Here is a 13,114-nt window from a genome sequence, read left to right on the forward strand (position 1 = left end):
TTATATTTAAACATGCTCGGTACCAGGGCGGTGTGGTTGACGTGCCGCAGTTTGATGTACCTATCGGGTTGTTTTCTTCAAGCCATTGTTTTAAATAAAAACTGGCCAATCCTTTTGGGCTTGGTCAGTATCTCAAATGCCTCTCTTTAAGCGACTTTAAAGCGCGAGACTTCTTTTTGTAGATTGCTACAAATGGCTCGGGTATTGACCACTATTTGCTGTGTTTCTTGGATCACTATATTGCAATATCTTGTTTTATCAGACAGTTCAGTCAAGTTACGATTGATTTCCTCAGTGACGTGGGTTTGTTCTTCTGTTGCGGTCGCGGTTTGAGTCGACATCTCACTGACTTTAGAAGTGGAATTTAGGATCTGATCTAAGGCATCTTGTGTCTGACTGGCAAGGGTAACCGTCGAATGGGTGAGGCTGGCGCCTGATTCAATACTCTTCACCGCATCATTAACGCCCCGCTGCAATTCTTCGATCATGCTCTGAATATCTTGAGTCGACGTTTCGGTACGACTCGCCAGAGTACGTACTTCATCGGCGACCACCGCAAAACCACGCCCTTGTTCACCAGCACGAGCAGCCTCAATGGCAGCATTAAGAGCGAGCAGATTAGTTTGCTCCGCAATTGAGCGGATCACATCCAGTACCGAGGCAATGTTAGCGGAGTTGACGGAGAGCTTTTCGATAACAGCGACTGCATTTTTAACCGATTCAGACAATTGCTGAATATGATGCACCGATTGCGTGAGGATTTTTTTCCCCTCAATAGTCTGATCATTGACCTTAGTGATTTCGGTAGCAGTATGCAGGGCGTTGCTGGCCACTTCCCTTACCGCGGCACTCATTTCATTTACGGCTGTAACTATGGTGTCGACAAATTGTTCCTGCTCGTGGCTGATCCCTATGGTAGTAGCTGATTTAGTCGCTAGGTTTTCAACAGTATGGCTCACATCTTTGGTTTGGCTGATAATGGCGATTACCATCTGTTGCAGCTGGGCAACGAACAAGTTAAAAGCATTGGCCAGTTCGCCAATTTCATCTTGGCGAGTGATAGGAATTCGTTGGGTTAAGTTGCCATCGCCATCGACTATGTCATTAATTCTATTAGTAATGTCTTGAATCGCGTTGACAATAATCTTAGGGCCAAAGTAGGCAATCACGAGGGCGACAATAGCGACAAGCGTAGCTATCGTAACTGACATTTGAGTTTGGGCTGTAGCCTGCTCGGTGGCTTGTAAATCCAGTTCTTTAACGCGATTGTCGGCGGCTTCACCTGCGGCATTGTAGATGTTTCTTAGGGCTTTAAACTCTTTTTTGGATTTGCTTTCGTGTAGTTGTCTTGCTAGGTCGAACTGACTATTTTTTACTGCATTTATCACGTCAGATGAGGCTTGATACCAGAGCGAAAACTGTGCTTCAAAGCCATTGGTGGATTGCAATACTTGGGCATGATCCTGCAAGAGTTTTTTAAACTCCCCCATTCGATCGCGAGCCTGATCGACATTCTCTTGCCAGTTATCTATTTCACTTTTACGGCTATCACTACCCAGATCGGATCTGAGTAACACTTCTTCACTTAGCTGTGCTTGGTAGAGATCGCGGTCAGCGTTGAGAATGGCTGAAATCGCAGGATTAAATAACTGACTAAACTCCTGCATTTGCTTAAGGGTTGAGCGGCTTTGCATAGCATCAGTAATTGCCATAACGATCAAGGCGGTCGCCATAATGGCAAACATCAGCGAAAACTTTACTCGAATACTATTAAACATAGGGTACTCCATAACGTACTGACAAAATTGCTTATTAAATAGCTTAGTCGCTATTTTGTGGTTTGCAGCAACAACAGAAAATTAAGGAGAATCATCGTAGGAAAGCCCCACTGATATGGGGCTATTGAGTCGATTTAATCAGCACAGGCGCTTAGGGCTGATATTTTAGGTTTGGGCTTTATCTGCACTAACATTACCCCCAAGATAACCATTGAACCGCCAAGGTAGTGATAAACGGCTAAGGTCTCATTTAAGATTATCGCCGCAAATATAGCCGCCAGAATTGGCATTAGATTGAAGAAAATACTGGTGCGTTCGGCGCCCAATTTGCTAATGCCATTAATCCACGCCCAAGGGGCGATGAGTGATGCGCCAAGGGCGGCGTACACAATAAGTGGTGCAGCTTGGCTGCTAATCGTGACGCTTGGCGCACTAAACAGCAGCGGAGTTAACATCAACACAGCGATAATGCCCTGAATATACACTGATTCCCACGTCGATATCGGTAGCTGCCAGCGTTTTAGCAGTACCCCATAAAGGGCGTACACAAACGCACTGATAAGTAATAATAAATCCCCCTCAGTAACCCCTATCGCCAGATTAGCCATATCCCCGTGGCTTAGCATAAACACTAAGCCCAGCAGTGAGATTAGGCTGCCAGCAAAAACTAATGGCGAGAGCCTTTGCTTGAGTAAAGGTACCGCTAAAAACAGGCTTATCATAGGTACTAACGAGTTGATTAATGCCATATTGGTGGCGGTTGTCGTCGCGGCGGCAAAATAGGCAAGGCTTTGGTTTAATACCATTCCTAAGGAGGCTAAGGTCGCTAATTTCGGTAGTAGAGGAATGATTGTTCTACGTTTTTTCAAGACGGTTTTGAGCATAAAAGGGGTAAGCACAAGCATGGCAAAAAACCAGCGATAAAAGGCAATGGCTTCAGGGGCGATAATTCCAAAGGAAAGTTTGTTAACAATGGCGTTACCCGCCCAAATCATTACGGCGAGTAGTGGAAATAAATACAACATAGGTCAGTCTTCATTGGGGGAAACGAGCCGATGCCTAGTGGCAAACGTGCTGTCATAGATAGTCGCTATTATTGCTGGTCTTTTATGATATAAATATTGCTTAAAAGACAATGTCAGTTCCTCGATAGACAACCACCGCATCAATCGATGTTTTGATTGGATGTAAAGTCGAGTTTTAGGAGTACGATGCACCCTGTTTACCATCCACTTAATTCTGAGCAAGCGCCAGTGGCAGATATTTTCTTCAACTATGAAGCCTTTCTGCCCAATACCATTACACCAAAACATAGCCACATTTGGGGGCAATTACAGCTGATCAGTGGTGGCATTATGGAGTTGCATGCGGCTGGACAACGATTTTTGTCGCCATCCCAATATGCGATTTGGGTGCCAGCAGGCGTAGAGCATGAGAGTTACACCCGCCGCAGTATCCATTATTGCTCATTGAATATTGTTACGAGTCGGGCGCAGGTTTTTCCTGATGAAACTTGTTTACTTGCGGTGACGCCGATAGCGCAGGCAATAGTGAACGATCTCCGCCAGCGGCAGGTGCGTGTTGCACAAACGGATGCGGATAAACGTTTGGTTGAGGTGTTAATTGACCAGTTAATCTTAGGTCAGGCGCAGCCACAATTTTTGCCTTCGAGTACAGATAAACTGTTGCAACCTATTTTGCAGCAACTTGAACTCGAGCCAGCCAGTCAAATAAGCCTTAAAAGCTGGGCGAGTGAATTACATACCACAGAACGCACACTCGCTCGGCGTTGCCAAGACCGCCTTGGAATGAGTTTTACTGAATTGCGTCAGCGACATAAGTTTATTTATTCGTTGCAATTGCTACGTGAAGGCTTATCAATCAAAGAAGTTGCCCTGACATTGGGCTATAACCAAACTTCACCCTATATTGTGATGTTTAAAAAATATGCTCAATACTCACCCGAGCAATATCGCCGCCAGCTGGCATAAAAATAGGGCGCGGCTATTGCCGCACCCTATGTCATAAAAGAGAGGATTTAAGGGATTTTTATAACAGGCATTAATCGGAGGCTTTTTGGCGATTCCGCTTATCCTGTCGCTTCTCTTTTAAGGTTTTCATCGGCGGTTTTTTCGCTTTTTCTTTACTCATGGAAAATACTCCTAACTAAAATGAGATTAAGTAAAGTCAAACTATCGAGTGTAGCGCCGCATTCTCACCGACAGTTAGTTCAAATTAATCTATCGATAAATTTGAATAATTTAAAGCATTCTGAGCGAGATAAAACACTTTGACCTCTTTATGGTTTCTACATAAGCGCTGCCATACTTAGTAAGTTTTTAAGAGGAGTAAGTGTTAGCTCTCTGCTATTAATTTATTTCGCGGCCAGTAAATAACTTCAAAATCGTATCCTCCAATATATTTTTATGCCTGTGCTAGATGCCGCCGCAAATAGCGACCTAAAAGCATGTTGCCACTGAAATTTGAACATGCTTTATTCTAATCCTGTTAGTTTTGCCGTTAATTTTTAGGTTGTCTCTTGCTAAGGGAAATATCCTTCACCATAAACAGCACAGGTTTACCTAAAATATTTACCTCAGCATATTCACCTTTGGCTCGGCCCAGTAAGCTCACACCTAAATCGGAAATGACAGAGTAGCGACCCGCTCTTGGTTTGTGTCTAGGTGGGTATACCAGTTCTATACGATACTCCTGCTGATCCTGTTGATTAACGAGGAGCACTTCACGCCCAACGGTCACTTTATCTAGGGTTTCTTCACTTTTAAGTTGATCGAGCTTTGCTATCACCGCCGCCAGTGCGGTGGGGCGTAATGAGGCATTAAAACTGTTTTGCAAGTAATAGGTTTCTGTTTTCAACATAAAAGACTGAAATAGATTACTAAAAAAAGAATAAAACATAGCTACCCCAAATATGAGCTAGATAACAGCTAAGCCCCAGCATAAAAATAGGAGCAATAAATTGAAATGTGGGTAATCAGATGCCGAGTGCGAGTAGCACTCGGCTTAAACTGGGAATTTAAGAGACAGGCGTACCGCGCGGGATAAATAATCAAGTGTATTCAGCATTAACCAAGCTGACTTAAGTCTGAGTAATGAAAATGCATTTTTTAACACGGGCTACATCTCCATATAATTTTAAGATTAAATTAATCATCTAACAGAGTTAATGATTAATGACTAATAAACTGTCCATACCATAGGCCAACTAAAAAAATAAAGCAAGCCTGAAAATGATTGTCATATTAATAACAATATAATAACGGATAAATGGGTGAAACTTATTTTACTCAAAATACTTGTTCTTTAATTGCAGCAGTTAAATTTTAAAGCACTATGTATAAAAATGTTTAGACTTCTAGATGGCCGTCTGGTAGCTTGGGTGCAGTGCACAAATCTTGTGCGGTTTTAGTGTCTATTTTCGCAAAGTGCCCCCAATGTTTGTGTTGGCTTAGGCGCAATGGTTGGGAATTTTTCAGGGGAAGGAAGCAAAAATGAAACTTGAATCACTGGCGTTACACCACGGATATGAGTCTGAGGCAACGACTAAAGCTGCTGCGGTACCTATTTATCAAACGACGTCCTATACCTTCGATGATACCCAGCATGGTGCTGATTTATTTGACTTAAAAGTTGCTGGGAATATTTATACTCGGATTATGAATCCAACGACCAGCGTACTTGAGCAGCGTCTTGCCGCCATTGAAGGCGGGATTGGTGCGCTTGCTGTGGCGTCTGGCATGGCGGCTATTACCTATGCGATTCAAGCTCTAACTCAGGTTGGCGATAATATCGTCAGCACCAGCCAGCTCTATGGCGGTACTTACAATCTGTTTGCCCATACGCTGCCGCGCCAAGGAGTGGAAGTGCGGATGGCGGCCTTTGATGATTTTGAAGGACTTGAAGCTTTAATCGATGCCAAAACCAAGGCGTTATTTTGTGAGTCTATCGGTAACCCCGCCGGTAATATTGTCGACCTTAAACGTTTAGCCGAGATTGCCCATAAACATAGTGTGCCTTTAATTGTCGATAACACTGTCGCCACGCCAGTACTATGTCGCCCGTTTGAGCATGGTGCCGATATCGTTATTCATTCCCTCACCAAATACATTGGCGGCCATGGTACAACCATCGGCGGTGTGATTATCGATTCGGGTAAATTCGATTGGGTGGCGAATAAAGAACGTTTTTCCTTGCTAAATCAGGCCGATCCTTCCTACCACGGCGTGGTCTACACCGAAGCCTTTGGCCCCGCGGCCTTTATCGGACGTTGCCGTGTGGTGCCGCTGCGTAATACGGGGGCGGCACTTTCACCCCACAGTGCATTCCTGTTGTTACAAGGACTTGAAACGCTGAGTCTGCGTATGGAACGTCACTGTGCTAATGCGCTCGCGTTAGCCGAGTATTTGATACTGCATCCTTCCGTTAGCTGGGTAAATTATGGTGCTCTGCCGAGCAGTCCTTACCGTGAGAATTGTGAAAAGATCACTGGCGGTAAAGCCTCTGGGATCATCAGTTTTGGTATTAAAGCGGTAACGCCAGAGGAAGGTAAAATCGCGGGAGGTAAGTTTATTGATGCCCTGAAGATGGTTTTGCGCTTAGTGAACATTGGTGATGCGAAATCGTTAGCTTGTCATCCTGCCAGCACCACCCACAGACAGCTGGATGCGAATGAACTTGCTAGAGCTGGGGTGTCTGAAGATCTCATTCGTATTTCCGTCGGCATTGAACATATCGACGATATTATCGCCGATGTTTCGCAGGCGCTGGAAAAAGCATTGATGTAAAGTTTGTCATATCATCGTATGTGTTTGAAAAAGGCCGCTAGTAGAAGCGGCCTTTTGCGTTTGAAGGATAAACGTCTCTTACTCATTTGCTTCTTGAAGGCGGTTACGCGCTTTTTGATAGAAGTAAGATACGCTCAGTAAAATGACTCCAATTAACATAAAGGCGATGACTTTTTGCACCAGTTCGAAGGACGCCATATCCAGTAATAACACCTTGAGCGTGGCTAAGGTAAAGATCCCTGCGGCGAGGCGGATCATATCCGCATGTTGGGGTTTTAAGCTGATAAACATCAATACACTGCCATGCACCACTAATAAAATCGCACTGAGCGGCGCGGCAATCATGTTATCAAATACATAACTCCAGGTGAGATAGCTGAGCGCAAGTAATCCATGCCAACCCCATTTTAACCATTGCAGCGGTAAGAAGCGTCGATGTAAACGGATAGCAACGCCGCGGCGTAATATCAGCGTGGCAAGCAATGCTAAGGCGGTAAATTCGCAGAGGATCAGTAACGCATTATTCAAATCTACTCTCAACGATATCTCAAAATGCAGCAGGATAGGCAGCAGCGCTAGGCCAAGGCAAAGACCGTAGGCAAGACTGTAGCTTGAGCGCACTGCGGCTTGGATTTCACAGGCAATGTGACCGAATAAGCTGGTCTTTTCGCCCGTATGGTTAGTCCCTCTTTGGAGTAATAGTGCAAAGTAGCCACTGAGCGCTAAAGCCGTCATCGACCAAGCCACCACATCAGTGCGATTTAATCCATAGACAAGTACGGCCAACGGCAGTGCAAAGTAATAGGGACTCAGTTGCCATTGAAGGGTTAATAGTAGCCGCCACCTGTCGGGGAGAGTGCGATAACGAATGAGTACAAATCCCATAACAAGCATGCCAATCAGCAGCGCAATAAGCCCTTGCCAGATTTCAATCAGACATAAGCTCGCTGTGGTGAGTATGGCAAGCCAGGTCAGAATTTTAGTTTCAATCTCAAGGGCTTTGTGTCTAACCACATAGGCAAGTCCAAGGCTGAATAGGCTGCTAAGCCAGAATGCGGCTGCGGTAAACTCCCAATAACTGCGGATGACTTTAGGTAATAAAAACAGTGGTAAAAGAAGATAACAGCCGATTTGTATCTGTTTAGCGGCCTGAGCGAATAAGGATTCTGGATAGCATCTACGATACCAATAATGACCCAATAATAGGGCTGCGAACAATTCAATCCGCGCGAGTTTGGCCATCAGTGGCTGTGCACTAAAACTCATGCTGCCGGAGAGAGTAATGCCTTCGATTACAGCGAATAGCAATGGTAGCAGCAATAGCCAGGCGGCAAACTCACTGACCACCAGTTTGTCTTTGCTACTTAAATATAAGAGTAACAGGCTAAGGAGTGGCATAATGGCGAGGTAGTAATCACTGCTAACAAGATAAGCTGTAATCAATAGCGTCGCGACATAAAACCCGCTGAGGCTTTCTTTTAGCAGATAACAGAGTTGCCCTTCTAAGGTGGAGAGTGTTGATTCATTAGTTTTTAATTGATTGATTGTAAATAACAATCCGCCAGCACTTAAAGCTAATGCGATAAGGGGGAAGCCAAGGGCACCCACTGGCGATAAGCCGCCGAGTTCGAGTAAGGTCAAGCCCGAGAGTAGGCTGTAGGCATTGAGCGCCAGTCCCATCACTAGCAAGACATAGGCTTCGGCGCGCACTGAAATCAGTTTTTCGTTGAGCCCAATCCACAACAGCAATATTGCCTCGAGTAGCAATACTAATCCTAAGAAATCATGGCTTACCAGATAAAGTGCCGCAAAGGCGGCAAAGCTTCCGCCAAACACTAGCAAGAGGCTAGATTGGGATTTAGCGAGCCGATTGTTAAGTTTAAGGTATAGCCCTACGCAGACTAGTGCGTTAGCGATAAAGATTTCCCCTGCAAACGCAGTAAATTGTGTCAGTTCAAAAATCACAAAAGCCAATAACGCAATCGGCAGTGCCAATACCCTATGGCTTAGTGATGTTGTCGATGAGTTAACGATAAGCCCAGCTAGCCCATAGAGATAAAAGAGCGCGTTAAGACTCAAAACGGCCAGCACAGCTTCGCCGTGCCATTGCTGGAGTGGTAAATCGACAAAATAGCTGAAGGCTTCAATACAAGCGATATGTAATAAGGCGGTCATTTCAAGCAGTAATGGCCACTGCAATTTGCGGCTTTGTGCTAATGCCCCAGTACCAATCAGCAGTAAGTAGGGAATATATAGCAGCGGCGCATAGCTTTGGGATAACAGCATCATTGGTGCCGTTGAGCCACCAATTAAGGCGATGACCGCAATGACTTTGGCATCGAGGCGCATTGAAAGGCCATAGCCCGCTAAGGTAATCAATAGCAATAGAATAAAGCTGGCGCCGTTGGGAATAATCTCAAAATAGGGGCCAATAAAATAAGCGCACAGGTAGTTTAAGATCAGCCCTAATCCAACGATTCCCGAGCCAAAGTCGGCCATACCTTGGCGTTTTTGACGGATAAAAATGCCGCCAGCGATTATCGCATTAGCACAGCCAAAGCCGAGCAATGCTTTACCGAGTTCAGAAAACCAGTGATTGATGGAATATTGCAGCAGATAACCAAAACCTAGGGTGAGGGTAATAATGCCGGCCACAGTCATTAAAAACACTGGCCCCAAGCCCTTCGCTTGATAATGTTGATAGAAGCCTTTTAGCTGTTCTTTTATGGCCACAAAGGGAGCCATTATTGCGGCAACGCCTTGCGATAAAAAGGCTTCTACTTGGGCTTCAACTTGGCTTGTTGCTTGAACACCTAGTTCTACCCGAGTTTGCTTTATCAGCTCGATATCAGTGGCTTGTGGCGAATCATGTTGCTCGCGAGAGCGCGGGTTAGTTTGGCGCTGCCATGGATCATCCTGCCAAGGTGACGTGGCTGGGGCTTGTGACTTAATAGGATGTGAAACCGTTTCGGACTGCAGAGCGGCGTGACTCGCTATTGCGTGGGTATCTGTTGTGATCGCAATCGGGGATGACTCGGCAGCGGTTAGCTCAGTTATGCTGCTCGTTGGAGTGGAGCCATAATTTTGCTGTTCAAGCTTTAAGCTTAAGGAATCGAGTTTGGCTGAGAACTCAGCTAGTTGGCGGTCAAGTGAAGATTGCTGCGCGAGGTGCTGCAACGTTAATTGCGTCAATTCTGCCTTGAGTTGCTCTACGTCATCCTTTAACTGCATATCAGTATCCTAAATACGCTATCCATATAAATCAGGTACATAAAAGTCTAGGTCGTTTAGTTTTATGTATTTGCTTTCGCGGATTGTACTGACAACTTAGGGCGGCGGCTAGTTAAAAGCCGCTGTTCAGAACATTCTGATGATGAGCATCTGAGCTAATTTTGCGAAAACAGCGCTAATCGCTAGCGCCAGTTTCGCGGTGTAGAAAGGACTATTTTTGGGCTTGCAGGATGACAAATTTGCCATTTGAGGCAACGGTGGTGCAGTTTTTAAATAAGCGTTGTAATTTCACATGGTAAGCCAAGTGACGATTGCCCACTATATGTAAAATCCCACCATTTTTTAACCGACGACGGGCATCTAAAAACATTTGCCAAGCAATATGATCGGTAATGGCTTCGCCCTGATGGAAGGGCGGATTACACAGCACTAAATCAGGCTCTATATCATCGGGAAAGTGGCTCATGCAATCATCCCAATGAAAATGTCCCTTACCTTGGGGGAGTTGATTGGTTGTCCAATTGGCGTTTGCCGAGGCAACAGCCATTTCGGAGTCATCGATAAAATGGATATCGGCATTGGGATATAATTGGGCGGCACGAAGCCCGAGCACGCCATTACCACAGCCAAGGTCGACAACCGTTTTAAACTTTCCTTGGGGTAGATTGTCGAGCATAATTCGTGCGCCAATATCGAGCTTGTTGGCGGCAAATACGTTGCTTAAGTTGCTGATTTTCAGGTTAAACTCTGGAATATCCCAAATGATTTCATTTGGCAGTGTTCTTGGCTTACCATCACTAATACAAGTGATCACGCGGGTTTTCTTCCATGCAAGGCTGGCGCTCGCTGGCCCCAAGTGTTTAGCAAATAATGCCAGTAAACTCGCGTTGATTGATTTGGCTTTTGCGCCAACTAAGACGCGACAGCCAGCCGGTAATACCTGCGACAGGCGCATGAGCTGGTGGGCAAAGTAGGTGAGATTCTTCGGTAATTTCATCAACACTAAGGCGACATCTTGAGGCAAGGTGTCGCTACTGGTAAACCATTGCAGGTTATCCATCGGCAACTGATTGCGATGATGATTTTGCTCTGCACCTAAAAAACTGGTTCTGGCATCGGTTTCAACGCGAAGCGGCCAGTTGGGATTGATACGCGAGAGGGCGCAACTTAAGGCGCCAAAACTATCGTTAATAATGGCCGTTGGCACAGCTGGTTGTTCACCTTCAATCAAACTATTGATTAAATGCTCGTCTGCGGCATCCCACGCTTGAAGATTCGATTCCTGCGATGCGGGATAGCGAAATAGTGCGAGTTCTATTCCTGCTACTGAAAATTGTGTCGTCATGTTGTGTTGTGCCAATAAAAATAAGGCGCTGATTATCGCAGATTTCATGGCCGCTTGCGATGTTTGCCTTAGTTTGTATACCTTGAAGTATGTCTTTGATGCCGTACCATGGCAGCCAAGTTTACTGGTCAAATTTGAATCCTCAGACTGAGGCTGGATACACTGTTGACTCGCAACGCTGCGCAAACCTACGTAAAACACTACTATCATTGGCGTTAGGCTGATTGTCGAAAGGGCGAACTGTGCATAAGGTGGGAGTATGAAACAAGCTGAATTAGGATTCGAATTTGAGGATTATCCTTTGGATACACCTGATGATGTGCTTGCCATCGAAAGCCTCGATATTGGACAACTCGAACCACCTATCACCTTAGTGCGGGATTATCTAGGTAAGGCGCAGCAAAATGCGTTGATTAATGAGGCGCAATCATATCCGCTTACTCGCCCGCAAATTCAAGTGTTTGGACGATACCATTCGATCCCTCGCCAGCAGGTTTGGTATGGCGATTTGGGATGTGACTATATGTATTCGGGGCTATTTATTCGCGCCTTGCCTTGGCCTCAGTATCTGCAAAAATTACGCGATAAATTGCAGCGAGATTTTAGCCTTGGCAGTAATGGGGTGTTAGTTAACCGTTACGCCGATGGCCAGGATTGTATGGGGGCCCATAGTGATGATGAACCTGAAATTGCCCACGGCAGCGATATTGCCTCCATCAGCTTAGGTGCGACTCGTGATTTTGTGATTAAACATAAACATAGCAAGCTTAAATACACGATTAGTTTACATAGTGGTGATTTATTAATTATGCACTGGCCTATGCAACGTGACTGGTTGCACAGTGTACCTAAGCGCCTAAAGGTCACAGAGCCTTGTTGGAACTACACATTTAGGCAACTTATCGTTAATTATCATGGATAATTGAAAGGTTATTGAATTCAAAATGTTGTCGGATTTGTTAGGTTTTAAGTTGCAAAACGGGCGCTGAAATTTGATCTTTTATACTTGAAGCAGTACTCTGCGGCCACTGGATTTACCCATATTGAGAGTTGAATATGTCCAATACCCAAGTGCAGAGCACAGTGGCTGAGACCATCAATCAGAAGTTAACTGAGAGCTTCTCACCAACCTATTTAGAAGTGCTTAACGAAAGTCATCGTCATCATGTACCTCCTAATTCAGTGACTCACTTTAAAGTTGTGGTGGTCAGCGATGAATTTGAAGGGCTCCGTTTGCTTGCCCGTCATCGCTTGGTGAACAACTGTTTAGCCGATGAGTTAGCTAATGGTGTCCACGCGCTATCTATTCATACCTTTACTCAAAGTGAATGGGCGACGAACGTCGAGGTGCCTAAAACCCCCAATTGTCGCGGCTAATTAACGCTATTTAGGACGGGTCATGCTTAAAACAAAAAGCCACTTTATTAAAGTGGCTTTTTGTTTTAAGTCAAATTGGTCTCATTCTTAGGTTCCCCTGTCGAATATTCTGTGTTAACAATATGTTCTATTTATCGAGTTAAGCGCCTATTTTCTACAAAAAGAGTGCTATTTTTCATGTGGTTAACAGTTTTTGTTGCGGGGAGTGCGTGATGCGTTATTTGGGGGGGCTGTTATTAGCAGTATTGTTTTTTGGCGTGACTGGCTGTAATCCCTCATCTCAACATGCGGAGTCTATTTCCGTTGCTGAAGGGCCTCCTGTTAAAGAGGTGATTGAATGGCGTTTAGCCACTTCTTGGCCAAAAAATTTTCCTGGGTTAGGCATGGCCCCTGAGCGTTTTGCCACGCTTGTCGATGAGATGTCCCACGGCCGATTGCACATTAGCGTCTACGGCGCGGGAGAATTAATGCCTGCCTTTGCTGTATTCGATGGCGTTAGCCAAGGTAAAATCCAGATGGCGCATGCAGCCTCCTATTATTGGAAGGGCAAAGCCCCCGCCTCCCAGTTTTTTTCTTCA

9 protein-coding genes and 1 pseudogene are annotated in these 13,114 nt (G+C 45.2%); 5 read left to right on the forward strand and 5 right to left on the reverse strand.

Going from position 1 to position 13,114, the window contains the following annotated elements; all coding sequences use genetic code 11:
- Positions 1 to 146: 146 nt before the first annotated feature.
- Both L976_RS16290 and L976_RS16295 read right to left on the reverse strand, forming a co-directional pair.
- Positions 147 to 1,778 (reverse strand): methyl-accepting chemotaxis protein, encoded by a 1,632-nt coding sequence (locus L976_RS16290; protein WP_047538426.1) that lies wholly within the window; start codon positions 1,776 to 1,778, stop codon positions 147 to 149.
- A 134-nt stretch (positions 1,779 to 1,912) separates the two neighbouring features.
- Positions 1,913 to 2,803, reverse strand: coding sequence for a DMT family transporter (locus L976_RS16295; RefSeq protein ID WP_047538428.1), 891 nt, complete (start codon positions 2,801 to 2,803; stop codon positions 1,913 to 1,915).
- A 186-nt stretch (positions 2,804 to 2,989) separates the two neighbouring features.
- Between L976_RS16295 and L976_RS16300 the strand changes: the two genes are divergently transcribed.
- On the forward strand, positions 2,990 to 3,769 hold the full coding sequence (locus L976_RS16300; RefSeq protein ID WP_047538430.1) for an AraC family transcriptional regulator: 780 nt from the start codon (positions 2,990 to 2,992) through the stop codon (positions 3,767 to 3,769).
- A 529-nt stretch (positions 3,770 to 4,298) separates the two neighbouring features.
- On the opposite strand, the gene L976_RS16305 is transcribed toward L976_RS16300, so the two are convergent.
- On the reverse strand, positions 4,299 to 4,697 hold the full coding sequence (locus tag L976_RS16305) for a GreA/GreB family elongation factor (RefSeq protein WP_047538432.1): 399 nt from the start codon (positions 4,695 to 4,697) through the stop codon (positions 4,299 to 4,301).
- 593 nt (positions 4,698 to 5,290) lie between these two features.
- Here L976_RS16305 and L976_RS16310 point away from each other — a divergent pair.
- The gene (locus tag L976_RS16310; protein ID WP_047538434.1) at positions 5,291 to 6,583 is read left to right on the forward strand and encodes an O-acetylhomoserine aminocarboxypropyltransferase/cysteine synthase family protein; all 1,293 of its coding nucleotides are present in this window, start codon (positions 5,291 to 5,293) and stop codon (positions 6,581 to 6,583) included.
- A gap of 78 nt (positions 6,584 to 6,661) precedes the next feature.
- Here the strand turns inward: L976_RS16310 and L976_RS16315 are convergent, their stop codons facing one another.
- Both L976_RS16315 and L976_RS16320 read right to left on the reverse strand, forming a co-directional pair.
- Positions 6,662 to 9,814: a DUF2339 domain-containing protein gene (locus L976_RS16315; protein ID WP_047538437.1), complete on the reverse strand. Its 3,153-nt coding sequence runs from the start codon at positions 9,812 to 9,814 to the stop codon at positions 6,662 to 6,664.
- Between the two features lie 211 nt (positions 9,815 to 10,025).
- Positions 10,026 to 11,159 (reverse strand): methyltransferase, encoded by a 1,134-nt coding sequence (locus L976_RS16320; RefSeq protein WP_047540627.1) that lies wholly within the window; start codon positions 11,157 to 11,159, stop codon positions 10,026 to 10,028.
- 259 nt (positions 11,160 to 11,418) lie between these two features.
- Here L976_RS16320 and L976_RS16325 point away from each other — a divergent pair, with 259 nt between their 5' ends.
- The 3 genes and pseudogenes from L976_RS16325 to L976_RS16335 all read left to right on the forward strand — a co-directional run.
- Positions 11,419 to 12,081 (forward strand): alpha-ketoglutarate-dependent dioxygenase AlkB family protein, encoded by a 663-nt coding sequence (locus tag L976_RS16325; protein WP_047538440.1) that lies wholly within the window; start codon positions 11,419 to 11,421, stop codon positions 12,079 to 12,081.
- A gap of 134 nt (positions 12,082 to 12,215) precedes the next feature.
- A complete protein-coding gene (locus tag L976_RS16330) occupies positions 12,216 to 12,536 on the forward strand; it encodes a BolA family protein (RefSeq protein ID WP_047538443.1) in 321 nt (106 codons plus the stop codon).
- A gap of 212 nt (positions 12,537 to 12,748) precedes the next feature.
- Positions 12,749 to 13,114: pseudogene (locus tag L976_RS16335) on the forward strand (ABC transporter substrate-binding protein); the annotation flags it as partial.

Source organism: Shewanella sp. ZOR0012 (assembly GCF_000798835.1).
Taxonomy (GTDB): Bacteria; Pseudomonadota; Gammaproteobacteria; order Enterobacterales; family Shewanellaceae; genus Shewanella; species Shewanella xiamenensis.

What these genes read in the sequence shown, in the direction of transcription:
- L976_RS16290 (WP_047538426.1), bottom strand. Translation starts at nt 1,778, where the DNA reads ATGTTTAATAGTATTCGAGTAAAGTTTTCGCTGATGTTTGCCATTATG.
- L976_RS16295 (WP_047538428.1), bottom strand. Translation starts at nt 2,803, where the DNA reads ATGTTGTATTTATTTCCACTACTCGCCGTAATGATTTGGGCGGGTAAC.
- L976_RS16300 (WP_047538430.1), top strand. Translation starts at nt 2,990, where the DNA reads ATGCACCCTGTTTACCATCCACTTAATTCTGAGCAAGCGCCAGTGGCA.
- L976_RS16305 (WP_047538432.1), bottom strand. Translation starts at nt 4,697, where the DNA reads ATGTTTTATTCTTTTTTTAGTAATCTATTTCAGTCTTTTATGTTGAAA.
- L976_RS16310 (WP_047538434.1), top strand. Translation starts at nt 5,291, where the DNA reads ATGAAACTTGAATCACTGGCGTTACACCACGGATATGAGTCTGAGGCA.
- L976_RS16315 (WP_047538437.1), bottom strand. Translation starts at nt 9,814, where the DNA reads ATGCAGTTAAAGGATGACGTAGAGCAACTCAAGGCAGAATTGACGCAA.
- L976_RS16320 (WP_047540627.1), bottom strand. Translation starts at nt 11,159, where the DNA reads ATGACGACACAATTTTCAGTAGCAGGAATAGAACTCGCACTATTTCGC.
- L976_RS16325 (WP_047538440.1), top strand. Translation starts at nt 11,419, where the DNA reads ATGAAACAAGCTGAATTAGGATTCGAATTTGAGGATTATCCTTTGGAT.
- L976_RS16330 (WP_047538443.1), top strand. Translation starts at nt 12,216, where the DNA reads ATGTCCAATACCCAAGTGCAGAGCACAGTGGCTGAGACCATCAATCAG.